The sequence below is a fragment of the Streptomyces sp. NPDC002276 genome (genome assembly GCF_053891435.1).
This window is the reverse complement of record NZ_JBSFCQ010000011.1, coordinates 106,212-131,069: the sequence shown is the minus strand read 5'-3', so window position 1 is coordinate 131,069 and position 24,858 is coordinate 106,212. Positions and strand designations below refer to the sequence as shown.

22 protein-coding genes are annotated in these 24,858 nt (G+C 70.4%); 5 read left to right on the top strand and 17 right to left on the bottom strand.

Annotated elements, in window-relative coordinates:
• Window positions 1–7: 7 nt before the first annotated feature.
• The 8 genes from cobA to ACWIHT_RS26970 all read right to left on the bottom strand — a co-directional run bounded on the left by cobA (window position 8) and on the right by ACWIHT_RS26970 (window position 11,583).
• Complete coding sequence (cobA, locus tag ACWIHT_RS27005) at window positions 8–1,240, bottom strand: uroporphyrinogen-III C-methyltransferase (protein ID WP_456170843.1); 1,233 nt, start codon at window positions 1,238–1,240, stop codon at window positions 8–10.
• A gap of 154 nt (window positions 1,241–1,394) precedes the next feature.
• Window positions 1,395–5,414: a nicotinate-nucleotide--dimethylbenzimidazole phosphoribosyltransferase gene (cobT, locus tag ACWIHT_RS27000; RefSeq protein WP_456170842.1), complete on the bottom strand. Its 4,020-nt coding sequence runs from the start codon at window positions 5,412–5,414 to the stop codon at window positions 1,395–1,397.
• 384 nt (window positions 5,415–5,798) lie between these two features.
• A complete protein-coding gene (gene cbiE, locus ACWIHT_RS26995) occupies window positions 5,799–7,022 on the bottom strand; it encodes a precorrin-6y C5,15-methyltransferase (decarboxylating) subunit CbiE (protein ID WP_456170841.1) in 1,224 nt (407 codons plus the stop codon).
• A 115-nt stretch (window positions 7,023–7,137) separates the two neighbouring features.
• On the bottom strand, window positions 7,138–7,776 hold the full coding sequence (locus ACWIHT_RS26990) for a GNAT family N-acetyltransferase (protein WP_456170840.1): 639 nt from the start codon (window positions 7,774–7,776) through the stop codon (window positions 7,138–7,140).
• A gap of 174 nt (window positions 7,777–7,950) precedes the next feature.
• Complete coding sequence (locus ACWIHT_RS26985) at window positions 7,951–8,787, bottom strand: MetQ/NlpA family ABC transporter substrate-binding protein (RefSeq protein ID WP_456170839.1); 837 nt, start codon at window positions 8,785–8,787, stop codon at window positions 7,951–7,953.
• 80 nt (window positions 8,788–8,867) lie between these two features.
• Complete coding sequence (locus ACWIHT_RS26980; protein ID WP_456170838.1) at window positions 8,868–9,572, bottom strand: methionine ABC transporter permease; 705 nt, start codon at window positions 9,570–9,572, stop codon at window positions 8,868–8,870.
• Window positions 9,569–10,603: a methionine ABC transporter ATP-binding protein gene (locus ACWIHT_RS26975; protein ID WP_456170837.1), complete on the bottom strand. Its 1,035-nt coding sequence runs from the start codon at window positions 10,601–10,603 to the stop codon at window positions 9,569–9,571. The genes ACWIHT_RS26980 and ACWIHT_RS26975 overlap by 4 nt, the downstream gene beginning before the upstream one ends.
• 329 nt (window positions 10,604–10,932) lie before the next feature.
• Window positions 10,933–11,583, bottom strand: a complete 651-nt coding sequence (locus ACWIHT_RS26970) for an HAD family hydrolase (protein WP_456170836.1) — start codon at window positions 11,581–11,583, stop codon at window positions 10,933–10,935.
• A gap of 51 nt (window positions 11,584–11,634) precedes the next feature.
• On the opposite strand from ACWIHT_RS26970, the gene ACWIHT_RS26965 reads away from it, so the two are divergent.
• Both ACWIHT_RS26965 and ACWIHT_RS26960 read left to right on the top strand, forming a co-directional pair.
• Complete coding sequence (locus ACWIHT_RS26965) at window positions 11,635–11,994, top strand: hypothetical protein (RefSeq protein ID WP_019066313.1); 360 nt, start codon at window positions 11,635–11,637, stop codon at window positions 11,992–11,994.
• A gap of 1 nt (window position 11,995) precedes the next feature.
• On the top strand, window positions 11,996–12,445 hold the full coding sequence (locus ACWIHT_RS26960) for a hypothetical protein (protein ID WP_456170835.1): 450 nt from the start codon (window positions 11,996–11,998) through the stop codon (window positions 12,443–12,445).
• Here ACWIHT_RS26960 and ACWIHT_RS26955 read toward each other — a convergent pair.
• From ACWIHT_RS26955 to ACWIHT_RS26945, 3 genes are all read right to left on the bottom strand, one after another.
• Window positions 12,435–12,932, bottom strand: coding sequence for a GNAT family N-acetyltransferase (locus ACWIHT_RS26955; protein ID WP_456170834.1), 498 nt, complete (start codon window positions 12,930–12,932; stop codon window positions 12,435–12,437). The two genes, ACWIHT_RS26960 and ACWIHT_RS26955, sit on opposite strands and share 11 nt — an antisense overlap.
• A 45-nt stretch (window positions 12,933–12,977) precedes the next feature.
• On the bottom strand, window positions 12,978–13,484 hold the full coding sequence (locus ACWIHT_RS26950) for a sigma-70 family RNA polymerase sigma factor (protein WP_456170833.1): 507 nt from the start codon (window positions 13,482–13,484) through the stop codon (window positions 12,978–12,980).
• Between the two features lie 73 nt (window positions 13,485–13,557).
• Entirely contained in the window at window positions 13,558–14,739 is a 1,182-nt protein-coding gene (locus ACWIHT_RS26945) for a glycerophosphodiester phosphodiesterase (protein ID WP_456170831.1), read from the bottom strand.
• 319 nt (window positions 14,740–15,058) lie between these two features.
• On the opposite strand from ACWIHT_RS26945, the gene ACWIHT_RS26940 reads away from it, so the two are divergent.
• A complete protein-coding gene (locus tag ACWIHT_RS26940) occupies window positions 15,059–15,730 on the top strand; it encodes a lysophospholipid acyltransferase family protein (RefSeq protein ID WP_406461740.1) in 672 nt (223 codons plus the stop codon).
• Window positions 15,731–15,783: 53 nt separating this feature from the next.
• On the opposite strand, the gene ACWIHT_RS26935 is transcribed toward ACWIHT_RS26940, so the two are convergent.
• The 4 genes from ACWIHT_RS26935 to argH all read right to left on the bottom strand — a co-directional run bounded on the left by ACWIHT_RS26935 (window position 15,784) and on the right by argH (window position 20,461).
• Window positions 15,784–17,295: an MFS transporter gene (locus tag ACWIHT_RS26935; protein ID WP_456170830.1), complete on the bottom strand. Its 1,512-nt coding sequence runs from the start codon at window positions 17,293–17,295 to the stop codon at window positions 15,784–15,786.
• Window positions 17,292–17,858: a TetR/AcrR family transcriptional regulator gene (locus ACWIHT_RS26930; RefSeq protein WP_456170829.1), complete on the bottom strand. Its 567-nt coding sequence runs from the start codon at window positions 17,856–17,858 to the stop codon at window positions 17,292–17,294. Before ACWIHT_RS26930 ends, ACWIHT_RS26935 begins: the two co-directional genes overlap by 4 nt.
• 87 nt (window positions 17,859–17,945) lie before the next feature.
• Window positions 17,946–18,917, bottom strand: coding sequence for an aldo/keto reductase (locus ACWIHT_RS26925; protein ID WP_456170828.1), 972 nt, complete (start codon window positions 18,915–18,917; stop codon window positions 17,946–17,948).
• Between the two features lie 116 nt (window positions 18,918–19,033).
• Complete coding sequence (argH, locus tag ACWIHT_RS26920) at window positions 19,034–20,461, bottom strand: argininosuccinate lyase (protein WP_456170827.1); 1,428 nt, start codon at window positions 20,459–20,461, stop codon at window positions 19,034–19,036.
• 244 nt (window positions 20,462–20,705) lie between these two features.
• Between argH and ACWIHT_RS26915 the strand changes: the two genes are divergently transcribed.
• Window positions 20,706–21,563, top strand: a complete 858-nt coding sequence (locus ACWIHT_RS26915) for a hypothetical protein (RefSeq protein ID WP_456170826.1) — start codon at window positions 20,706–20,708, stop codon at window positions 21,561–21,563.
• A gap of 129 nt (window positions 21,564–21,692) precedes the next feature.
• Window positions 21,693–22,397, top strand: coding sequence for a L,D-transpeptidase family protein (locus ACWIHT_RS26910; RefSeq protein ID WP_456170825.1), 705 nt, complete (start codon window positions 21,693–21,695; stop codon window positions 22,395–22,397).
• A gap of 104 nt (window positions 22,398–22,501) precedes the next feature.
• On the opposite strand, the gene ACWIHT_RS26905 is transcribed toward ACWIHT_RS26910, so the two are convergent.
• Both ACWIHT_RS26905 and ACWIHT_RS26900 read right to left on the bottom strand, forming a co-directional pair.
• The gene (locus ACWIHT_RS26905; RefSeq protein WP_456170824.1) at window positions 22,502–24,010 is read right to left on the bottom strand and encodes a sensor histidine kinase; all 1,509 of its coding nucleotides are present in this window, start codon (window positions 24,008–24,010) and stop codon (window positions 22,502–22,504) included.
• Window positions 24,010–24,747, bottom strand: coding sequence for a response regulator transcription factor (locus ACWIHT_RS26900; protein ID WP_019066300.1), 738 nt, complete (start codon window positions 24,745–24,747; stop codon window positions 24,010–24,012). Before ACWIHT_RS26900 ends, ACWIHT_RS26905 begins: the two co-directional genes overlap by 1 nt.
• Window positions 24,748–24,858: the final 111 nt, after the last annotated feature.

The following is a 24,858-nucleotide window of genomic DNA, read 5'->3' as shown; positions in this document are numbered from 1 at the left end:
CCCGGGGTTACGCAAGAGCCTCCGGGCCTACGGTGACGACCGCGCCGATGACGATCACCGCCGGCGGCCTCACGTCCTCCGCGCGTACGGTCTCGCCGACCGTCGCGAGGGTCGCGTCGACCCGGCGCTGGGCGGCCGTCGTGCCCTCCTGGACCAGGGCCACCGGGGTGTCGGCCGGCTTCCCGTGTGCGATCAGGGTCTCGGCGATCTTCCCTATCTTGTCCACGCCCATGAGGACCACCAGCGTGCCGGTGAGCTTCGCGAGGGACGGCCAGTCGACCAGGGAACGCTCGTCATCGGGGGCGACATGGCCGCTGACGACGGTGAATTCGTGGGCGACGCCCCGGTGGGTGACCGGGATCCCGGCCGCGCCCGGTACCGAGATCGAACTGGAGATGCCGGGTACGACCGTGCACGGGATGCCGGCCTCGGCGAGCGCCTGGACCTCCTCCATGCCACGGCCGTAGACGTACGGGTCGCCGCCCTTCAGCCGTACGACCGACTTGCCCTGCTTGGCGTGTTCGATCAGCGCGTTGTTGATGGCCTCCTGGGCCATGTAACGGCCGTAGGGGATCTTCGCCGCGTCGATCACCTCGACGTGCGGGGGGAGTTCGGCGAGGAGGTCGCGGGGGCCGAGGCGGTCGGCGATGACGACGTCGGCCTCGGCGAGGAGGCGGCGGCCGCGGACCGTGATCAGGTCCGGGTCGCCGGGGCCGCCGCCGACGAGGGCGACTCCTGGCGTCCGGGTGCGGTGGTGCGGGGCGACGAGGGTGCCGTCGCGCAGGCCTGCCACTACCGCGTCGCGGATCGCGGCGGTGTGGCGGGGGTCCCGGCCGCGCGCGTCCGTGGTGAGTACGGCGACGGTGACGCCCTCGCTGTGGCCGGTCGCCGGGGTCCAGGCGGTGGCCTCGTCGGCGTCGTCGGAGCGGACGCACCAGACGCGGTGCGCTTCCGCCTCGGCGGAGGCGGCGGTGTTGGCCTCGGGGTCGGTGGTGGCGATCAGGGCGTACCAGGCGTCCGCCAAATCGCCGTCCGCGTACGGGCGTTGCTCCCAGGTGATCTCGCCCGCGTCCGCCATCGCCTCCACGGAGGGGGTCGCCTCGGGGGACACGAGGGTGATGTCCGCGCCCGCCGCGATGAGCGCCGGGAGGCGGCGCTGGGCGACCTGGCCGCCGCCCAGGACCACGACCCGGCGGCCGGTGAGGCGGAGGCCTACGGGGTAGGCGGGGTTTTCGGCCATGAGGGTGCGGCTCCTCTTTTACGGCGGGTTTGCCCGACGCGCGGTACGAGTGCTGTACGACGTGCGGTGGCCCTGACGTGCAGATTTTACGGGCAGGGGGCTGTGGCGGCTCAGCCGGTCCACCGGCCGGGCCGCCACAGCCCCCTGCGGGCGTCTACTTCTCGGTCACCCCGGCGGAGTCGAACGTCGCCACCTCGTGCATCGCCCGCGCCGTGCTCTGCACCAGCGGCAGGGCCAGCAGCGCGCCCGTGCCCTCGCCGAGGCGGAGGTCGAGGTCGACCAGGGGGCGCAGGCCGAGCTTGTTGAGGGCGGCGACGTGACCCGGTTCGGCGCTGCGGTGACCCGCGATGCAGGCCGCGAGGACCTCGGGGGCGATCGCGCGGGCCACCAGGGCGGCGGCACCGGCGCTGACACCGTCCAGGATCACCGGCGTACGCAGGGAGGCGCCGCCGAGCAGCAGGCCGACCATGGCCGCGTGCTCGAAGCCACCGATCGCGGCGAGGACGCCGATGGGGTCGGCGGGGTCCGGCTGGTGGAGTTCGATCGCGCGGCGCACGACCTCCGTCTTGCGGGCCAGGGTCTCGTCGTTGATACCGGTGCCCCGGCCGGTGACCTCGGCGGGGTCGGTGTCCGTGAACACCGAGATCAGGGCGGCGGACGCGGTGGTGTTCGCGATGCCCATCTCCCCTGTGAGCAAAGCCTTGTTGCCCGCCGCCACGAGATCGCGGGCCGTCTCGATGCCCACCTCGATGGCCTGCTTGGCCTCCTCGCGGGACATCGCGGGACCGGTCGTCATGTCGGACGTACCGGCCCGGATCTTCCGGGGCAACAGGCCTGGCGTGGCCGGGAGTTCGGACGCCACACCCACGTCCACGACACACACCTCGGCGCCCACCTGGCTCGCGAAGGCATTGCAAACGGCGCCGCCGCCAAGGAAGTTGGCGACCATCTGGGCCGTCACCTCCTGCGGCCAGGGGGTGACGCCCTGCGCGTGCACACCGTGGTCGCCGGCGAAGATCGCGACGGCCGCGGGCTCCGGGATCGGCGGCGGGCACTGCCGGGAAAGACCGGACAGCTGCGCGGAGATGATCTCCAGCATGCCGAGCGAACCCGGCGGCTTCGTCATCCGCTTCTGCCGCTCCCACGCCTCGCCGAGCGCCTTCGCGTCCAGCGGGCGGATCCCGGCGACGGTCTCCGCGAGCAGGTCGTGCGGGTCCTCGCCGGGCAGCGCACGGCGACCGTACGTCTCCTCGTGCACGACCCACGACAGCGGTCGGCGCTTGGACCAGCCGGCCTGCATCAGCTCGGGCTCGTCCGGGAACTCGTCGACGTAGCCGACGCAGAGGTACGCGATGACCTCCAGGTGCTCCGGCAGACCGAGCGCGCGGACCATCTCACGCTCGTCGAAGAAGCTGACCCAGCCGACCCCGAGGCCCTCGGCGCGCGCCGCGAGCCACAGGTTCTCCACCGCGAGGGCGGCGGAGTACGGCGCCATCTGCGGCTGCGTGTGACGGCCCAGGGTGTGCCGGCCGCCGCGGGTGGGGTCGGCGGTGACGACGATGTTCACCGGGGTGTCGAGGATCGCCTCGATCTTCAGTTCCTTGAACTGCTTCGCCCGGCCCTTGGGCAGCGACTTGGCGTACGCCTCGCGCTGGCTCTCGGCCAGTTCGTGCATGTTGCGGCGGGTCTCGGCGGAACGGATGACCACGAAGTCCCACGGCTGGGAGTGCCCGACGGACGGCGCCGTGTGCGCCGCCTCCAGCACACGCAGCAGCACGTCGTGCGGGATCGGGTCGCTGCGGAACCCGTTGCGGATGTCACGGCGCTCACGCATCACCTTCAGCACGGCCTCGCGCTCGGCGTCGTCGTAGCCGGGTGCCGCAGGGCCGGTGGACTCTCGTACGTCTCCCACTGCGGCCGTGCTCTCTTCTTCCTGGTCGGCGGCCCGGGTGTCCAGGTCGTCCGCGTGCTGTACGAGTTCGGGCTCACCGTCGGCATCGGCCTCACGGGGGCCGGGGACGGTGGCGAAGGATTCCGGACCACCGGACGGGTCCTCCGTGGGGAGGATGAGGGGATGCGGCGGGGTCGGCGCGAGGTGCGGGGTGGTGGGCACCGAGCCCTCCACCGGCACGAACCGGCCGAGGGAATCGTCGGGGTTGGCGCCCGCCGGGACGGTCTGCGGTACCTCGGCGAACTCCACGAACTCGGCGTCCGGGGTGGCGGGTTGGGCCAGAGGCGTGCCATCCGCTCCGTGCGCCTCGGCGACGATCGGCTGCGGCGCGAGTGCCGACTCCACCTCGACCGTGAACTGCTGCTCCGCTACGACTTCGGGCGCGGCGGCGGGCTGCGGGGCTAGGACCGCGCTGTCGGGGTTTACAGCGTCCGGAACCGGGACCGGGACCGAGGTCAGGACCGGGACAGGAACCGGGATCGGGACCGGGTCAGCCTCGGTGAGCGGAGTCGAGTCGTCGGCCGTGGGGGCGGGCTGTGTCGTGTCCACGGCGGTGGCGAGAGGCTCGGGCTCGGAGGTGAGCGGGGTCTCGACTGCCGTAGGCACAGGGGGAGTTGCCCCGAGGTCCTGGGCCTCGTCCGCGGTCTCCTGGATCTGAGCGGCGTCGGGAACCTGGTCGGCAGCGGGGGCGAACGCGACGCCCTGCGCCTGGACCGGCTCCGCGGCGGCCACGTCTTCCGGGGCCGGCGAGGCGAAGAACGCGCCCTCGGGGGCCTGGTCGGTGGAAACAAGCGCGTCGTCGAATTGCGCGGGCGCGGCCTCGGGCACGGGGGTGACGCCTTGCGCGAGCACGGCATCGAGGGCGGAGCCTGCCACCACGTTCGACGGTGCGGCCTCGGAGCCAGATCCGTCACTGTGCACGAGCACGACGGCGTCGTCGGGGCCGGAGTCATCGCCATGGACGACTGCGGCCTCAATGCCGGGGCCATGGAGAAGCACTGCCTCCGCGCCAGGGCCGCCGTCACCGTGCACGACGGCGGTCTCAGGACCGGTGCCGTCACCGTGCGGGAACTCCGCCTCGGAGCCCGCGTGGGCGCCCTGTGCCAGGGCCTCCTCGTGGACGAACGCGGCCTCAGGGGCCGTCTCTGCGCCAAAGGCTTCGGCATCGTGAGCGCCGACGACCTGGGCGATCTGCCCGTCGCCGTAGGCCACGTCTGCGTCAGCACTCTGGACCTGCCCGGCGCCCAACTCCTCGGCGCCTTCAGGCAGTTGACCCGGCTCGGGGACACCGGCGGTTCCAGAGCTCTCGGTGCTCGCGTGCACCGAGGCGGCAGAGGATGCCGAGGGAACCGAAACGGACACCGCGGCCGTCTCCGCCGCGTACAGCTGACCGTGTCCCTGCCAGGCCTCCCCCGCGTCGGGGGCCGTGGCGACCGCCCCGTTCACCGCTTCCGTGGCGAGCCTCGCGACCGCGGCCTGGGCCGCGCCGCCGGGCTCCAGGCCCGGTTCGGGCGCCAGTGCCGGTACCGGTGCCGGAGCAACCGTTTCCGCCGTTCGCACCCCCGCGCCGGCCGGCGCCTGGGCACCCCAGGGGGCCGCGCCCTGCGGGGGCAGATCGCGGAGTTGGGGTGTGTCGAGGTACTCGGGGCCGGTCGTCGGGCGGCCGGTCTGCCGTACCGGCGCACCCGCGGGGCCGCGGTCGGCGAGGGAGCGGACCGGGCTCGCGGAGGTGTCGGGGAGGGGCGGGCCGAGGTGCAGCGGGCGGCGCGGGGTGACCGGCGCGGGCGGCGGTTCGGCGAGCCGGACGGCGCCGAGGTCGACGGCACCGCTGTCACGGCCCGCCATCTCATGCGGACCAGGCTCGTGCGGAACCGAGTCCTGCGAACCCTGCCCATACGAAGCCGAGTCGTGCGAACCCTGCCCGTGCGGAGCCAAGTCGTGCGGACCCGGCTCATACGAAGCCGAGTCGTGCGGACCCGGCTCGTACGCCGTGGGCTCGTGCGGTGCGGGCTCCTGGACGGTCTCGACGACCGGCTCGGGGACGGGAGGCGGGACCTCGTTGCCCCAGGCGCCCTGGGCGCCCGGCAGGAGCAGCAGGTCCTCGTCCTCGGCGGTGGTCTCGGAGTGGTAGGTGTACGCGCCGTGTGCGGGAACGCTCGGCTGTTCCACCATGCCTGCGTTCTCCGGCAACCCCTCGGCCGGGACCTGGCCGGTGTCGGTCATGCGTACCCCTCGCCCATCGGTTAGTGCTTCTACGACCCGCTCTCCGGGAACGGCGCACCGACCGCCCCGCAGTGGAGAACGAGCGTGCCTGTCCAGCGGCACGAACGACCCGACGCCAAAAAGCGACAAAGCCATTTAGACGACAAAGCCATTCACTGGCATTGTCGCGGCCGTTGCGCCGTCACGGCTGCTTGATCCGCGACGGCCCGCTGTGGACTGCGCCACGTTGCGCGTCCTCCGGTTCCGCTGTACCACACACACCCCAAAACGGGCGGGTTTTCCGGACATTGGCGAACGAAGCGCCGGTCCACCCTGTGCGGTACAACGGTCCGCCAGCCTACCGCGCGCAGTACGACAACAGGATCACGGGGACGGTTCGAGGGGTCACGAAACGCGCTCGGGAAGGAGGCCGCTGAGCAGGAACGCGACACTCCGTTCCGTCTCCGTCCAGGCCCTGGTGTCGAGTTCGACGGACTGGAGGAGGGCGCACTCGACGTGGTAGCCGTGCTCCGTCAGGTCGCGGCCGACGAGTTCGGCCTCGTCGCGGGTCGAGGCGTGCGCCACGATGCGCTGCGGACGCCGGTCGGCGACCGCGGAGACGACGGCCACTCCCCCGCCGCCGACCCGTACTACGTCAGGTTCGGGGAGGTTCTCCAGGATATGCGGGGCGTCGCCCTTGACGATCTGGAGGTGCACGCCGAAGCTGCGGGCCGCCGAGTCGGTGCGGGCGCAGGCCTGCGGGTCGCGGTCGACGGCGATGACGGCGGCTCCGGCGCGGGCCGCCTCGATGGCGAAGGCTCCGCTGCCGCAGCCGATGTCCCACACGAGGTCCCCGACGCGCGGGCCCAGGCGGGCGAGTTGGGCGGCCCGGAGCAGTTCCGTCTCGCCCTCGCCCAGCTCACCGACGTAGGCCTCGGCGGGGAGGGTCCAGCCGCGGGCGACGGCGGCCGGGTCGCGGCCGGCGATCCAGCCCTCGCCGGGTCCGGCCGTGACGGCGGGGCCGACCGGGCCGCCCATGACGATGACGACGTTGGGGTCGCGCCAGGTGCGGTCGGCGGCCTTGTCGGAGGTGAGGACGGTGACCTGTTCGTGCTCGGTGCCCAGTTCCTCGCAGATGACGAAGGTGCGGTGGACGCCCTCCAGCAGCAGGCCGAGTTCGGCGGGCCCGGCGCCCGGTGAGGTGAGAACGGCGACCTTCGTATGGGCGCGACACACATTCACCGCGCGTCGCAGGGTGCGTCTGTGTGCGACGACCACTTGTGCGTCGTCCCAGGGCATCCCGGCGCGGGCGAAGGCGGCGGCCACCGAGGAGACGGCGGGGACGACCTCCACCTCCAGGCCGAACTCCGGTGCGCGCAGGGTCCGTACGACACCGAAGAACCCCGGATCCCCGTCGGCGAACACCACCGCGGTGCCACGGCGGCCGGCGATACGGCGGGCGGCCAGGGCCACGCTGCCGAGCCGGATGCGTTCGGCGCCCGCCGGTACCTCGGGCAGTTCCAGGTGGTGGGGCGCGCCGGCCACCAGGGTGGCGGCGCTCAGGGCGGAGCGTGCCGCAGCGGTCAGCGGAGAGCCGTCCCAGCCGATCACCGTGACGCGGTCGGCCATCGTCGTCAGTCTCCTGGGGTACATCGCAGGTCGTCAGGGGCAGCGGCCCGTACGCGGGCACCGTGAGGGTACCTGGTGCGGCTGGGCGGTGCTCCCGTGGTCGTACCCGCCGGATTCAGTTCCAGTCGGCGAGTGACGTGAAACCGTCGATGTCGGCGAGCTGTTCCGCCGTGCCCTCCAGGTCCTCCGGGAGGAGGCTCCACACGATGAAGTCGGTGCGGACGTCGATCCAGGTGCCGTCGTCGGCGTGGACGTGCGCTATGCAGGCGTTGCGCAGGACACCTTCGCTGATGCAGCCGATCTTCTGGGCGACCTGTTGGGAGGCGGTGTTGTCGGCGGCGGTGCGCAGTTCGATGCGCTCCAACTTCTGGTCCCCGAACAGCCATTGGGCGGTGGCGAGCGCGGCTTCGGAGGCGTAGCCCTCGCCTCGGGCCCAGGGCGCGATGATGTACGACAGTTCGGTGGACCGGAGGTGCCAGTCGGTCTTGGTCAACTGGACGATGCCGACGAGCCGTTGGGTGAGGAACTCGGTCACGGCGAGGTCGAGGCCGCGGCCCGAAGTCCGTTCGGCGGGCGCGTAGTTGGTGATCCACTCGCGGGCGCCGGCGACGGTGAACGGCTGGGGCACGTCGGTCCAGGCCGCCACCTGTTCGTCGTTCATCATCTCGGCCAGGGCCTGCACATCGTCCTCGTCGAGGGGCCGCAGCACCAACCGCTCCGTGCTGATGGAGATGTTGGGGAAGGTGCTAGTCATGCGCCACTCCGTAACCTTTGGAAAATGTTCAGGGCAACCTGAACTGCCCAGCATGCAGCATGAAAGCGGTGAACCGCACCACGGGGTCCACCCGCGGTGAGCGAGTGGACCCCGTGCGTGGTGTTACGCCGTATACGCCCCTGTCAGCCTGAAGTGACCGGTCCCGGGCCGGGTTCAGAAGGACGGGATGACGGACCCGGCGTACTTGTCCTCGATGAACTTCTTCACCTCGGGCGAGGTCAGCAGCTTCGCGAGCTTCTTGACGCGCGGGTCCTTCTCGTTGCCCTTCTTCACGGCGAGGAAGTTGCCGTACGGGTTGTTCGTCGCGGACTCCAGGACGAGGGCGTCCTTGGCGGGCTTCAGGCCCGAGGAGATGGCGTAGTTGCCGTTGATGACGGCCGCGTCGACGTCGTCCAGGGAGCGCGGGGTCTGGGCCGCCTCCAGCTCCTTGAACTTGAGCTTCTTCGGGTTGTCGGTGATGTCCGCGGGGGTCGCCTCGTTGCCCACGCCGGCCTTCAGGGTGATCAGCTTGTTCGCCGCGAGCAGCTTGAGGGCGCGGGCCTCGTTGACGCTGTCGTTCGGGACGGCGATCGTCGCGCCGCTCTTCAGGGCGTCGGCGCTCTTGACCTTGTGGGAGTAGAGGCCGAGCGGCTCCAGGTGGACCGTGACGACGGGCACGATGTGCGTACCGTTCTTCTTGTTGAAGTCGTCGAGGTACGGCTGGTTCTGGAAGTAGTTGGCACCCACCGAGCCGTCCTCGGTCGCCGTGTTCGGCGTGACGTAGTCGGTGAACTCCTTGACCTCCAGGTCGAGTCCGGCCTTCTTCGCCAGGTGGTCCTTGACGTAGTCGAGGATCTCGGCGTGCGGGGTGGGGCTCGCGGCGACGACCAGCGGTCCGCTGTAGTCGGCGGCGGCCGAGGAGGAGCCCTTGTCCGAGCCGCAGGCGGAGAGCGCGAAGGTGAGCGCTCCGGCGGCGAGGACGGCGGTGGTGAGCTTTGCGGTGTTACGCACGAAAAGTGCCTTTCCTGAAGGGTGTCGCGTACTACGACCCCGCGGTGGGTGGTGCGGGGAGTCTGTGAAGGGGGGTGGACCTATGCGGCTTTCAGCAGCCGGAGCCTCGGCGCGGGACCCGACCGTCCGCCGCGCCGGTGCACGGAGCGGGCCGCGTAGTCGCCGGCGAACTGGATGAGGGAGATGACGACCGCGAGGATCGCCACGGTGATCCACATCAGCTGGGTCTCGAAGCGCTGATAGCCGTAGCGGATGGCGATGTCGCCGAGGCCGCCCGCGCCGACCGTGCCGGCCATCGCGGAGTAGCCGATGAGGGCGACGATCGTCGTGGTGGTGCTGGAGATCAGCGAGGGCAGCGACTCCGGTACGAGGACCTTGCGCACGATGGTCCAGGTGTTGCCGCCCATCGACTGCACGGCCTCGACGAGCCCGCCGTCCACTTCGCGGACAGCCGTCTCAACAAGCCGCGCGAAGAAGGGAATTGCCCCGATCGCGAGCGGCACGATGGCGGCCTCGCGGCCGATCGTCGTCCCCGTGACGGTCCGCGTGAAGTTCATCAGCGCGACCATGAGGATGATGAACGGCAGCGAACGGGCCACGTTCACGATCTGCCCGATGACCTTGTTGGCGGCCACGTTCTGGAGCAGTCCGCCGCGGTCGGTCAGGACCAGCAGGACGCCGAGCGGGAGTCCGCCGACGACGGCGATGACCGTGGACCAGCCGACCATGTAGAGCGTGTCCCAACACGCCTGGGACAGCAGGGGCTGCATCTCGGACCAGCTCACTTGGCACCTTCCTTCAGCAGTACGGGCTCCTGGCCCAACACGTCGATCTTCAGGCCCTGTTCACGCAGGAAGCCGATCGGCACGACGTTGTCCTCGTAGCGGCCGGGCAGTTCGATGCGCATGCGGCCGACCTGAAGTCCGCCGACGGTGTCGATGGCGGCGCCCAGGATCGAGATGTCGATGTTGTAGGTGCGCGAGAGCTGCGAGATGACGGGCTGGGTGGCCGCCTCGCCGTGGAAGGTGACATCGACGACGGTCCGGTCCGCGCCGCCCGCCTCGCCGCTGACCGGGAAGAGCGCGGAGGCCAGCTCGGAGCCCGGGGTGCCGAGCAGTTCGCTGACGGTCCCGGACTCGACGATGCGCCCATTCCGCATGAGCGCGGCGGAGTCGCAGACCGACTTCACGACGTCCATCTCGTGGGTGATGAGCAGGACGGTCAGGCCCAGTTGCCGGTTCAGGTCGCGCAGCAGCTGGAGGATCGAGCGGGTGGTCTCCGGGTCGAGGGCGCTGGTGGCCTCGTCGGAGAGCAGCACCTTGGGGTCGCCGGCCAGCGCGCGGGCGATGCCGACGCGCTGCTTCTGGCCGCCGGAGAGCTGGGCCGGGTAGGCCTTCGCCTTGTCGGCGAGCCCGACGAGGTCAAGGAGTTCGAGGGCCTTGGCGGATCGTTCCTTCCCCGACTTCCCGAGGATTTCGAGCGGCAGCTCGACGTTGTCCTGCACGGTCCGCGAGGACAGCAGGTTGAAGTGCTGGAAGACCATGCCGATACGGCTGCGTGCCTGCCGGAGTTCCCGTCCGGCGCGCGGTCCGCGCCCGGCGAGGGCGGTGAGGTCCTGCCCGTCGACGGTGACCGTGCCGGCGGTGGGCTTCTCCAGCAGGTTGACGCAGCGGATGAGCGAGGACTTGCCGGCGCCGGACTGGCCGATGACGCCGTACACCTCGCCTTCGCGGACATGGAGATCGACGCCGTCGAGGGCGGTGACCTCACGGCCTCGCGAACGGTAGACCTTGGTCAGGCCCGATGTGGTGATCACTGGGGTTCCATGACTGTCGAGTACGAGGGCGTGGATGTGCCCTGGTACGAGGGGGGAAATGTGCGTGGGGCGGCGGAGTCACACGGCGTTCGGCGCATGGACGTGCCACGGCGGCTCGCTTCGGGGCGCGAGGCTGGGGCTGGTAGCCCGGGGGGTGGTGCGGGGGCCCTCTAGAAGGCGCACATTCGACACATACAGCGAGCACCGGGCGTCAGGGTCGCCTCGGTCGCAAGGGTGCGGCTGCTCGTCGTGGTCATGGAATCAGTAAAGCAGACGTACGGTCCTGACAAAGTGCCGCTGTCCGCATGCCGGACAGCGGCGGACGCCGGTCAACCGCGCACGGAGATCTCCACTCCCCCGTCGCTGACCAGCGCGGACAAGGCTGACAGGTCACTCACAACAAGGTCGGCGTCGAGCTCGTGGGCCTCATGCGTTGTGGCCAATGCCACGGTGATCATCCCGGCCGCGCGGCCCGCCCGGAGTCCGGCCGGGGCGTCCTCGAAGACGACACAGCGGGCCGGGTCGACGCCCAGCCGGCGGGCGGCGAGGAGGTAGGGCTCGGGGTCGGGCTTGCCGCGCGTGACGTCCTCGGCGACCACGAGGGTCTTGGGGAGGATGCCGGCGTGCGCGAGCCGGGCCTCGGCGAGCCGACGGGTGGCGGAGGTGACGACGGCCCACCGGTCGGCGGGCAGCGAGTCGAGAAATGCCTTGGTGCCGGGCAGCAGAACGGCACCCCCGTTGGCCACGTCCTCGACCTCCAGCGCCTCGATCCGGGCGACCGCCGCCGAGACGACGTCGGCGGGCAGCAGATCGGCGGCTATCGCCACGGCGGTCCGCCCGTGCAGTTCGACCCGGGCGAGGTCCTCGGCGGTGATCCCGAACTCCTCCGCCCAGCGCGTCCAGCACCTGCGCACGGATTCGAGGGAGGAGACGAGCGTGCCGTCGTTGTCGAACAGGAGGGCCTCAGCATGGATCTTCATGTTCCCGACCCTACGGTCACCGGGTCTTTTGGCCCGTAATAGGGTCGCGGCATGCTTGATGCCCTGACGCTGGCGATCGGTGTCGCCGCGCTGCTGCTCGCCGCCTGGACCGGGTGGGCGGCCTACCGCGACCAGTCGACGAAGGACTGGCACTTCATCGGCATGGCCGTGGTCACCCTGCTGGCCACGGTCCAACTGGTGGTCGGCATCGTGCAGTTGGCGCGCGGCGAGAAGGCGGAGCAGGGCACGGCGATCTTCGTGGCGTATCTGCTGGGCGCGTTCGCGGCGGTCCCGGCGGCGGGTTTCATGTCCCTGGCGGAGCGCACCCGCTGGGGCACCGCGACGGTCGCGGCCGGCGCCGTGGTCCTGGCCGTGCTCGAAGTCCGGCTCTACGACATCTGGGGAAGCTGAGATGACCACCGTGGAAGAGAGCACCGAAGAGAACACCGCGGAAGAGAAGCCCAAGCGGCTCATCAGCGGGCCCGGCATGCTGCTCGTCTGGTTCTACGGCGTGATGGTCGTCGGCGCGGTCTCGCGCTCCGTCTACCAGATCGCCACCGAGTTCGACCGGGCCCCGCTCGCCTACTCCCTCTCGGCCGTCGCGGGTGTGGTGTACGGCTTCATCACGTACTCCCTGATCCGCGGCGGCGAACGGGCCCGCAGGGCGGCACAGGCGTGCTGCGCCGCCGAACTCGCGGGTGTCCTGATCGTCGGCACGCTGACCGTGATCGACAGCTCGGCGTTCCCGGACGCGACGGTCTGGTCGTATTACGGCGCGGGGTACATCTTCATCCCCGTGCTGCTGCCGCTGTCCGCGCTGTACTGGCTCCGGAAGAACCGCACCGACACGGCTACGCCGTAGCGACGTACGCCTCGACCGGCTTCTCCAGGACGATCATCGGTACGCCGTCGTCGCCCTGGGAGGTGCCTACGGTCTCGTAGCCGACGCGGCGGTAGAGGCGGAGGTTGCCCTCGCTGCGGTGGCCGGTGTGGAGGCGGAACTTCTTGGCGCCGCGTTCCTCGGCGAGGTCCGCTTCCGCCGCGCGGAGGAGACGGGCACCGATGCCGTGACCCTGGAGGCGCGGGTGGACGCAGAGTTTGCCGATGGCGGCGGCGCCGTCCTCGGTCACCGTGCCGCGGACCGAGCCGACCACCTCCTCGCCCAGTCGCGCCACGAAGACGCAGTCGGAGCCGAGTTCGGCCCGGACCGAGTCGAGGCTCTGGACGAGCGGGTCGATGCGGTAGTTGCCGTACAGCGCCGCCTCGCTCTGGAAGCACAGGTACTGCAACCTGAAGATCTGCTCCGCGTCCTGCTCGGTCGCCACCGAGATGGTCACACTCATGCCCATGTGCGCACGCCTCCCGCTCACCTGATCGCCATGTGGTTCTCACTCCTATCCCCGTGCTTCGCGGGCCGCAACCTCCGGCGTCAGCAATCGGCGAAGACATCCCAGACATCTGGAACGTTCCGGGCCGAGACTGCCCTGTGAGATACCCAACTCCCCCGCGATCTCGCGGTAGGTGAGGTCCTTGGGCGACAGCAGCGCCTCCATCAGACGCGGGCAGCGACCCGGCAGCCGGCGCACCGCGTCGTGCAGCGCGCGGTGCCGCGCCGCCGTGAGGGCGACCTGCTCGGGGCCGCGGTCGCCGTCCTCGACGGGATCATCACCGTACGACTGCTCGATACGGGCCGTACGGCGGGTGCGGCGGGCCTCCGAGCGGACCGCGCGGCGGAGCCAGCGCTGGGGGTCGACCGGTGGTCCTGAGGCGTCGAGGCGCTCCAGGAGGCGGAGCCAGACGGCCTGTTCGAGGTCGGCCGGTTCGGTTCCGGAGGCATATGCCTCGGCGGAGGCCTCAGCGGCGAGCAGTGGGCGCAGGGTGGCGACGAGTTGGTGTGTCATATGCGGCACGACGTGGCCGCCCCGGCGGAAGGTTGCCGGGGCGGCCGTCTGTCACTCCAACGGGGCGCGGGGCTCAGCCGTTGACGAAGTCCGCGCGGGCCAGCAGACCGGTGTCGGCGTTGTCCGTGAAGACACCGTCGATGCCGGTGGCGAAGTAGCGCTTGAAGGCGCCGAACGCGTCGCCGTAGGCGTCCACGGCCGTGCCCTTGCGGTACTCCAGCGGCAGGAAGGGGTTCTCGTTGCGCATGGTGTAGGGGTGCAGGATCAGGCCCACCTTGTGCGCGTCGGCGACGAGGGTCGTCTCCTTGTTCAGGCTGCCGTCGGCGTTCTTCGTGATGATCAGGTCGAGCGTCGGGCCCAGGCCCTGCGCGTACGTCGCGATCTCGGCGAGGCCCTTGGGGGTGACCAGGTCGTCGACCGTGCGCGGGTCGCCCAGGTCGACGAAGTCGAAGGGGCGGGTGCCCGTGCCGGACAGCAGCACGACGAGGTTGTTGCGCACCAGCTTGCTGATCTTCTGGATGCTGGTCGGCTCGAAGGACTGGATGAGGACCGGCGAGTTCCGCTTGTCCTTGCCGTGCTTGCGCAGGGTCGAGGAGAGCAGCTTCTCCATGTCGAAGCCGCGCTTGCGGAAGTAGGTGGGGTGCTTCATCTCGGGGTAGATCCAGACCTGCTTGCCGCGCTTACGGGTCTGCTCGTCCTGCCACTTGAGGACCTCTTCGAAGGTCGGGATCTCCCAGCGGCCGTTGTAGAGCGTGTTGTGCGGGCGGTTGGCCGGGATGCGCTCGATGGCGCGCAGGGTCTTCAGCTCGGCGAGCGTGAAGTCCTCGGTGAACCAGCCGGTCGTGGAGACGCCGTCGAGCAGCTTGGTGGTCTTGCGGCTCGCGAACTCGGGGTGGTCGGCGACGTTCGTCGTGCCGCCGATCTCCGGCTCGTGCCGGCAGACCAGGTGGCCGTCCTTGGTGGGGACGAGGTCACCGGCCTCGACGATGTCGGCGCCCAGGTCGAGGGCCAGGTTGTACGAGCCGAAGGTGTGCTCGGGGCGGTAGCCGCTGGTGCCGCGGTGCCCGACGATCGTCGGCTTGGGCAGGTCCTTCAGGCCGCCACCGTGACGGGCCGTCGAGGCCTCGGCGGCTCTCGCCGTGCCCGCCGGTCCCAGTGCCGCCACTCCCGCACCGAGCACGGCCGCGCCGAGGAGCGCCCGTCGTCCCGTTCCGTTGGCTCGCTCGTTCGGCCCCTGCGTTCCCTGCGTGTCCATGAAACCTCCTGGCGTCGCCCCGTCGGTGCGCGCCGATCGTAGGTGCGCGTACATGACGAGCGGGAGACCTCGGCCGGAACACGGCGGTGACGCTGGATGTCGCACGGACGGACAGGTTTGACACGCCATCAGCAAGGAACGCGAGATGTGTCACAACATGGCGGCCCGGTTACGGGGCGGCTCCGGAGCGACACCGCAGGTAAACGTGCGTCAACACTGCGTAAGACCTCGGTGAACCCGATGTGCAATACGCGGGGCACCGCGAGTATCGTCCTCACCTGCACAGTTTTATATCGACCCCTTGACACCGGAGGGCCCGTTGTCCCGCTTCGTGCTCATCAAGGCAGTGCTCGGACCGATCATGCGCCTGATGTTCCGCACACGTGTGGAGGGCGCGGAGCACATCCCCGACGACGGCCCGGTGATCCTCGCCGGCAACCACCTCACGTTCATCGACTCGATGATCCTTCCGCTGGTCTGCGACCGGCAGGTGCTCTTCATCGGCAAGGACGAGTACGTCACCGGCAAGGGGTTCAAGGGCCGCCTCATGGCCTGGTTCTTCACCGGCGTCGGCATGATCCCGGTCGACCGGGACGGTGCGAACGGCGGGGTCGCGGCGCTGATGACCGGCCGCCGCATCCTGGAGGAGGGCAAGGTCTTCGGGATCTACCCCGAGGGCACGCGGTCGCCCGACGGGCGGCTGTACCGCGGCCGTACCGGCATCGCCCGGCTCACGATGATGACGGGCGCGCCGGTTGTTCCGTTCGCGATGATCGGTACGGACAAGTTGCAGCCCGGGGGTGCGGGGATTCCCCGCCCGGGGCGGGTCACTGTTCGGTTCGGTGAGGCGATGGAGTTCTCCCGGTACGAGGGGATGGACCGGGATCGGTATGTGCTGCGGGCGGTTACGGACTCTGTGATGACTGAGGTCATGCGGTTGTCCGGGCAGGAGTACGTGGATATGTACGCGACCAAGGCGAAGGCTGCGTAACGCTGTTTTCTGGTGCGGGTGGGCTGTTGCTGGTCGCGCAGTTCCCCGCGCCCCTAAAGGCGTTGCCCTCGCAGTAGGAACCAAGCCGCCGCCGCTGTAGCGAGCAGGACCGCCGCGCCTACGCCAGACGCCACGCTGAGGCCGCTCACGAAGGCCTCTCTTGCCGACGTGAGCATTTCCTGGGCCGCCTGTGTCGGCATGCTGCCCGCTGCTTCCACCGCGCCGCCCAGTGACTCGTGGGCGCCGGACGGTGTGCCTGCCGGGGATGCGAAGCCTCGGTACACGCCCGTCACGATGGAGCCGAGGACCGCGATACCGAGGGCCGCGCCGAGTTCGTAGGCCGTTTCTGAGACTGCCGAGGCCGCGCCTGCCTGTTCCTTCGGTACGGAGGAGAGGATGACGTCGGCCGTCACCGTGAAGGAGAAGCCCGCGCCGACGCCGACCACCAGCAGTGCGGCGCCGAGGAGCGGGTAGCCGGTGGACTGGTTGAGGGTCGTCAGCACGGCCAACGCAAGACCTACCGCGGCCAGGCCGCCCGCCACCACCGCGCGGACCGAGAAGCGGCGGGCCGTCCGGCCTGCGATCAGGCCGGCCGCCACCGCACCGACGGCGGCGGGGATTTCGGCCAGGCCCGCCTCGAACGGGCCCCTGCCCTGGACCAGTTGCAGGTACTGGGAGAGGAAGAACACCAGCCCGGACAGGCCGAGGATGGTCAGCAGGTCGGCCAGGACGGCCGCGCTGAAGCCCCGGTTGCGGAACAGACGCATGTCCAACAGAGGTGCGGGCAGCGTGAGTTGGCGGCGGACGAACCAGTACAGGGCCGCCGCGCCCAGTGCGCCCACCGCGAGTGCGGGCCACTCGAAGCCGTGGGTCGCGGCCTCCTTGACCGCGTAGACGACGCCGATCACACCCACCAGGGACAGCAAGACGCTGATCATGTCCCACGGCCCGGGGTTGGGGTTCTTCGACTCCGGGAGCATCTTGATGCCGACCAGGACGAGGACCGCCATCACGGGCAGGTTGATGAGGAACACCGAGCCCCACCAGAAGTGTTCGAGCAGGAAGCCACCGGCGACCGGACCAACCGCCGTACCGGCGGAGGCCGTTGCGCCCCAGATGCCGACGGCGAGGCTGCGTTCGCGCGGGTCGTGGAAGAGGTTGCGGATCAGGGCGAGGGTGGCGGGCATCAGGGTCGCGCCCGCGACACCGAGCAGCGCCCGGGCCAGGATCATCAACTCCGGTGTCGTGGCATAGGCGTTGAGGACCGAGATCGCGCCGAAGGCGGTGGCCCCGACGAGCAGGATGCGCTTACGGCCTATTCGGTCGCCGAGGCTGCCCATCGACACGAGCAGGCCCGCGATGACGAAGGAGTAGACGTCGCCGATCCAGAGGAGCTGGGTGCCGGACGGCTTCAAGTCCTCGCTGATGTAAGGGGTCGCGAGGCCGAGGACGGTCGCGTCCACGGCCACCAGCAGCACGGCGAGCACGAGGACGGAGAGCGCGAGCCAACGGCCCGGGCGCTTCTCCGTCTCCGTCATAGCCACCGGCTGCAGGGTGCTGGTCATGATTCCTCTCTCCGTGTTTCGTCTCTGCGCAGTGCGCCGCCGAGCAGCAGCTCGACGGTCATGTGCGTGAAGTCCTTGGGGGCGCCCTTGCCGCTCTGCACCAGCCACACGGCGGAGGCCAGCAGGCCGAACAGCGCCTCGGTGAGCCAGGCGGGCGTGAGGTCGATGCGGAACTCGCCGCTCTGCTGGCCGCGCCGGAACAGGGCGGTGATGCGGTCGTCGACCCTGGCCCAGCCCGCGTGCTGCTCCTCGCCCTCGAACAGCTGGTTCTCGGTGTAGAGGAAGGCGAGCAGACCTGCGGCCGGTTCGACCTCGCGGACCAGCCGCCGTACGGCGTCCTCGGCACGGCCGTCGTCCAGCCGTGCCGCGTCCAGGGCGGTCTCGCACTCGGCGATGCCGAGCGCCTCCAGCGCGCGTACGAGCGCGTCGCGCCCCGCGAACTGGCGGTGCAGGGTGGCCCGGCTGATCCCGGCCGCCTTGGCGACCTCGTCCATCGTCGCGGTGGACTTGCGGGTCAGCAGGGCGGCGGCAGCACGGAGTACATGGTCGCGGTCGAGAGCCATGAGACAACCATAACCCACATGAGACACTCATGTCTCATCGCGGGCATGCGTGCCTCACAGGGGAGGCGATCGTCGGTGTCTCTCAGTTCAGTGCCAGGGCAGCTGCCCGCGCTTCTCCCAGTACGTGTGCGGGTCCTCGGCGAGTGCGGCGAGGCGGGCGAGCTGGTCGTCGTTCAGGTCCACGGCCGCCGCGCGCAGGTTGGACACCAGCTGGCCGACCGTCGCGGCACCGGAGAGGGCCACGCCCGCCCACGGCTCGCGCAGGATCAGGGCGAGCGCGATCGCGTCGGTGCCCGAGGACGTCTCTTCCGCTACGGCCTTCAGGGCGTCCGGCGCGTACGGCTCCGCCAGCCTGCCGTTGGCCATGCCCTCCTTGACGATCACCGTGAGTCCGGCGTCGTGGGCCTCGGCGAGGGCGGGGCCCGCCGAGGTCTCCAGGGCGTTGTACGTCGACTGGACGGTACGGAAGAGGGGCTCGCCGTCGACCGTCACGGTGAGCGCGGCGCGGATGGCGTCCGCCTGGGCCGGGCCGCTCGTCGAGAAGCCGATGGTCACGCCCGTCGCCGCCAACTCGGCGAGCCTCGCGTGGAGTTGCTTGTCGCTGAGGGCCGGGCTGTCGGGGGTCACCGAGTGGATCTGGTAGAGGTCCAGGCGGTCGCCGAGCAGTTCGGCGGTTTCGCCGCGCTGGCGGTCGTAGGTCTGGACGGTGTGGTCCTTGACCTCGTGCTTCTCGGCGTCCGTGGTCCAGCCGGCGGTGTAGGTGTAGCCCCACTTGCTGCCGATGACGACGTCGTCGATGTCGGGGCGCGCGGTGAGCCAGGCCGCGAGGAACTCCTCCGAGCGGCCGTAGGAGCGGGCCGCGTCGAAGTAGCGGACGCCCTGCGCGTAGGCGGCGTCGAGGAGTTCGTGGGTGCGGGCTCGGAGGGTTTCTACGGTGCGGGTCTCTCCGAGGTCTTCTTCGCGGCCGAGGTTGATGTAGCCGGGGCGGCCTACTGCGGCTAGGCCCAGTCCGAGGTGGGCGGTGGGGGTGGTGGCGGTGGTGAGGCGGGCGAAGGGCATGCCGACAACGTAACTCGGGATGCCCGTTCGCCTCAGGATTCGGGTTGTGCGGTTGTTCTGCGGGTGCGGGTGCGTCGTGGTTGCTCGCGCAGTTCCCCGCGCCCCTGAAAAGACCCTTAGCGCTTCGCCGTTGACCAAGCGTGCTGTACCGCCAAGTCCCGCTTCACCTCTGCCAGTTGGATGGCCACCGCGCTCGGGGCCGTGCCTCCCCGGCCGTTGCGGGACGCCAGTGCGCCCGGCACGTTCAGGACCGTGCGGACCTCCGGGGTCAGGTGGGCGGAGATCTTCGCGAACTGGTCGTCCGTCAGCCCGTCCAGCTCGACACCCTCGGACTCGGCGACCTTCACGCACTCGCCGGCGACCTCGTGCGCCACCCGGAAGGGAACACCCTGCTTGACCAGCCACTCCGCGATGTCGGTGGCGAGGGAGAAGCCGGCCGGGGCCAGTTCCTCCATGCGGTCGCGGTGGATCGTCAGGGTGGCCATCATGCCGGTGAACGCCGGGAGCAGGACCTCCAGTTGGTCGATGGAGTCGAAGACCGGCTCCTTGTCCTCCTGGAGGTCGCGGTTGTACGCCAACGGGAGCGCCTTGAGCGTGGCCATCAGGCCCGTCAGGTTGCCGATCAGGCGGCCCGACTTGCCGCGCGCCAGTTCCGCGATGTCCGGGTTCTTCTTCTGCGGCATGATCGACGAGCCCGTGGAGAACGCGTCGTGCAGGGTGACGAAGGAGAACTCCTTCGTGTTCCAGATGATGATCTCCTCGGCGATCCGGGAGAGGTTCACGCCGATCATCGCGGTGATGAAGGCGAACTCCGCGACGAAGTCACGCGAGGCCGTGCCGTCGATCGAGTTCGCGACCGAGCCGTGCTCGAAGCCGAGGTCCTTCGCCACCGCCTCCGGGTCCAGGCCCAGGGAAGAGCCCGCCAGCGCGCCGGAGCCGTACGGCGAGACGGCCGTCCGCTCGTCCCACTGGCGCAGGCGTTCCGCGTCCCGGGACAGCGACTGGACGTGCGCGAGGACGTGGTGGGCGAAGAGGACCGGCTGGGCGTGCTGGAGGTGGGTGCGGCCGGGCATCGCCACGTCCGGGTGGGCCTCCGCGAGGCCCACCAGCGCGTCCTGGAGGTCGGCGATCAGGCCGCCGATCGAACGGGCGTGGTCGCGCAGGCACATGCGGAAGAGGGTGGCCACCTGGTCGTTGCGGGAGCGGCCGGCCCGGAGCTTGCCGCCGAGGTCGGGGCCGAGGATCTCCAACAGGCCGCGCTCCAGGGCCGTATGGACGTCCTCGTCGGCGATCGTGCCGACCAGGGTGCCGTCGGCGACGTTCGCCGCGAGCTGGTCCAGGCCCGCGAGCATGCGGGTCAGCTCGTCGTCCGTGAGGAGGTTCGCCTTGTGCAGCACGCGTGCGTGGGCGCGGGAACCGGCGATGTCGTAGGGCGCGAGCCGCCAGTCGAAGTGGACGGACGCGGACAGCTTCGCCAGGGCCTCGGCGGGACCGTCGGCGAAACGACCGCCCCAGAGCCGTACGTCACCGCTGTTGCTGCTCACTTGCGCTGCTCCTCAAAGGCCGTGGACCGAGGGTCGTCGTTCGGTGGTGTTCCTGCTGTGGTGTCCCTGCATTGTCTCGCATGCATGATTATGCAGAGCGCTGCATGATTCGTCAATTTTGAAAGACCCTTGAACAACCTTGAACACCGGCAACCGCTTTCCCGTACCTCTCGCCGAACGCAGGCGCCGCGTTTCCCCCCACGAGTCACCCCCAGTTCACCCCTGACCCGAGTGAGGCATTCGCATGTCCAGGGCTCTCCCCAAGTACAACAAGCGTCGCGTCGTGTTCATCGGCGGTGCCGCCGCCGTGGCGCTCACCGGTGCCGTCATCGCCGGTACCGCCCTTGCCGGAACGCCGGACAAGAGCAGCACCACGCAGAGCGCCCGGACGTTGTCCGACCCCGGGACGATCACCTGCCCGGATGTGAAGTCGCAGCTGCCTGCGATTCCGGCGTCGGCGCAGGCCGAGGTCGACCGCAACCTCACGCTGCTCGACACGCAGATCGCCGAGGCCAACAAGCGACTCGTCGACACCGTCGGACAGGGCGGCGCCAACTTCGTCCAGAACGCCATCCTCGGCCCCCTGAAGGACAAGCGCGTCTCCACCATCGACCGCATCGCCATCTCCATCGGGCGCAAGGGCACCAAGCCGACCGGACTGGACGCCCTGGCCGCCTGCACCCTGAACGCGGCCGGTGCTACGGGTACTACGGGTGCGACCGGTGCGACCGCCGCCCCGAGTGCGACGGCTGCGGCCACGCAGGCGGCCGGGGGGACGGACGACACCGCTGCCGCCGGGTCGAGCGCGGTCGGGACCATCTCCTGCCCGGACGTGAAGTCGCAGCTGCCGGCGATTCCGGCCTCCGCGCAGGCCGAGGTCGACCGCAACCTCGCCCTCCTCGACACCCAGATCGCCGAGGCCAACAAGCGACTCGTCGACACCGTCGGACAGGGCGGCGCCAACTTCGTCCAGAACGCCATCCTCGGCCCCCTGAAGGACAAGCGCGTCTCGACCATCGACCGGATCGCCATCTCGATCGGGCGTCAGGGCACCAAGCCGACCGGACTGGACTCCCTGGCCGCCTGCACGCTCACCAAGTGACGTGACAGGCAGCCGTGGCCGCCCCGATGAACGCCGGCCGGGGCGGCCACGGTGATGTCCGGAGCGGTGCGTTGCCTGTTCGGCCCAACTGAGGTGCCGTCAGGGCGTCCCCGCTCTAGCGTCTGAACCATGCGTCCCGGTGTGCTCGCCCTCGCGTCCGCGTCCCTTCTTCTGCTGCTCGGTGCGGTGCCCGCGCGGGCGGCGGAGCCGTCACCCTTGTCGCTCGCGGACACCGGGGGTGGGCGTCAGCTGATCATCGCCCAGGCGCCGGGAGTCAAGTCCACGTCCGGGACGCTCAGTTGGTGGGAGCGGCGGCGGGGTGGGGCGTGGGTGAAGGTCGGTTCCGCCGCCGCTCGGTTCGGGGCGAAGGGGCTCGTCGAGGGGCGGGCTCGTCAGCAGGGGTCGTACACGACTCCCACCGGGTTGTACGAGCTGCCGTACGCCTTCGGGATCAAGGGCGCGCCGAGTGGGACTCGGGTCAAGTACCGGCGGGTGAGCGGGAGTTCTTGGTGGTGTGAGGACACTCGGTCTCACGTCTACAACCGGTGGAGTGAGCCGCTCGCGAGTGACTGTCGGGCGTCCGAGTCGGAGCGGCTGATCTCTTATGCGACGCAGTACGCGTACGCGGTTGTCATCGGGTACAACTACGCCAAGCCCGTGAAGGGGCGTGGGGCGGGGATCTTTCTGCATGTCAACGGGCGTGGGGCTACCGCCGGTTGTGTGTCTGTGCCGGTGGATGCGATGCGGAGGATTTTGGGGTGGGTTGATCCTGGGCGGGCGCCGCATATTGCTATCGGGACGGTGAGTGGGGTTACGGCTGTTACCCGGTACTGATTCGCCGTAGCGCCGTTCAGGATTCGGTTGTGTGGCGAGTGCGGGTGCGTTGTGGCTGGTCGCGCCCACGCGGCGGAGCCGCACATCGACACGGCCCCGCGCCCCTAGGTGGCCTCGCTGGGCGGGAGTTTCACCGTGAACGTCGTTGAGCCCGGGCGGCTCTCCAACTCCACGCTTCCCCCGTGCGCCTCCGTCACCGCCGCCACGATCGACAGCCCCAGGCCCGCTCCCCCGCCCCGGCTTTCCGTCCGTCGCCTGTCCGCCCTCGTGAAGCGTTCGAAGACTCCCGGCTGGACCTCCGCCGGGACGCCCGGGCCGTCGTCGTGGACCGTCAGGTGGGTGGACTCGCCGTTCGTCTCCACCGCCACCGTCACCTTCGTGCCAACAGGTGTGTGCAAACGTGCGTTGGCCAACAGGTTGGCCAACACCTGTTGGAGGCGGTGGGCGTCGCCCGTGACCGTGACCGGGTCCTCGGGGAGTTGGAGGGCCCAGCGGTGGTCGGGGCCCGCGGCGCGCGCGTCGGCGATGGCGTCGAGGACCAGGCGGGTCAGGTCGACGGGGCGGCGTTCGAGGGGGCGGCCCGCGTCGAGGCGGGCGAGGAGGAGCATCTCGTCGACCATCACGCCCATGCGGGCGGACTCGGCCTCGATGCGCTCCAGCGCCCGCGTCACCTTGGGCGGGACGGGGTCCGGGTGGAGGAGGGCCAGTTCGGCGTGGCCCCGGATCGAGGCGACCGGGGTGCGCAGTTCGTGGCTGGCGTCGGCCGCGAAGCTGCGGAGGCGTTCCTCGCTGGCGTGCCGGTGGGTGAGCGCGTCCTCGACATGGCCGAGCATGCGGTTGAAGGCGCCGGCGACCTGGCCCACCTCGCTGCGCGGGTCGGACTCGGGCGCCCGGGGCGGCAGTGCCACCTCGCCGCTGGCCAGCGGGAGTTCGCTGACCCGGGTGGCGGTGGCGGCAACCCGGCTGAGTGGTCGTAGCGACCAGCGCACCCAGAGCGCGCCCGCGAACCCGGTGATCAGGAGGGCGGCGCCGAAGACGATCGCGGCGACCGTCTCCAGTCGATGGACGGCGGCCTCCACCGACTCCAGCGGGAGCCCGGTGATCATCACGTCGCCGTCCCGGCCCTTGGCGGCGAGGACGCGGTACTTGCCGAGGGACGAGAGGTAGATCGTGCGGGCCGTGCCGCCTGCCGGCACCGCCGCGAGTTCCCTGCGGTCCCGCGCGGTCAGCGCCACCTTCAGGTCGGTCGTGGTGTCGTCCTTGTCCGCGGGCACGACTCCAGAGTTGGTGACGATGCCGTTGACCAGGCGGGCGCCGAAGGTGTGCGGTGCCTGGCGGCGGGTGTCGCCGCGTTCCCGGTCGTCGGTGTCGTGGTCGGTCGGTGTCTGGCCCTGGTGCTCCAGGCTGGCGGGGAACTGCGTCCCGACCTCGGTGAGTTGCTGGTCGAGGCGGCCGGTGAGGAAGCCGTCCAGTTCGACGACGGCGGCCACGCCCACGGCCGCGCAGCTGACCGCGAGCAGTACCACCAGGCCCGCCGTCAGCCGCGCCCGCAGGGTGTGCGGCCGAGGCAGTCGCCGGAGCAACCGCCCGAAGGCCCGCAGTGCCCTGCCCATCAGAGGACCGGCTTGAGCACGTATCCGGCGCCGCGCACGGTGTGGATCATGGGTTGCCGGCCGGCGTCCACCTTCTTGCGCAGGTACGAGATGTACAGCTCTACGACATGGGCCTGGCCGCCGAAGTCGTAGGACCAGACGCGGTCGAGGATCTGGGCCTTGCTGAGGACGCGGCGCGGGTTGCGCATGAGGAAGCGGAGGAGTTCGAACTCGGTCGGGGAGAGTTCTACGATCCGGCCGGCGCGGCTGACCTCGCGGGCCTCCTCGTCCATGACCAGGTCGCCGACGGTGATCCGGGGGCCCTCCTCCGCCTGGCGGGCCATGCCCGCGCGGCGCAGCAGTCCGCGCAGCCGGGCGACGACCTCCTCCAGGCTGAAGGGTTTCGTGACGTAGTCGTCGCCGCCCGCGGTGATGCCTGCGATGCGGTCCTCGACGGTGTCCCTGGCGGTGAGGAAGAGCACGCAGACGTCGGGCTTCACCTCGTGCAGGGAGCGCAGTACGGCGAAGCCGTCGGTGTCCGGGAGCATCACGTCGAGGACGACGGCGTCCGGCCGCAGTTCGCGCGCCCCCGTGAGCGCGGCGGCTCCGTCGCCTGCCGTGCGGACCTCCCAGCCCTCGTAGCGCAGGGCGCCGGAGAGCACCTCGGCCAGGTCGGGGTCGTCGTCGACGACGAGGACGCGGACGGGGGTGCCGTCGGGGCGGGTGAGGGCCGGTCGGCCGGAGCGGGTCGTGTTCATGGCACTTACCAGCATCACCCCTCACGGTGTCCCCGGCCGCCGCGAGGGCCTCTGAGTTTCCTCTGAGAAGTCTGAGAACTGCGTCCGCTCAGAGTTCCCTCAGAGGTTGGG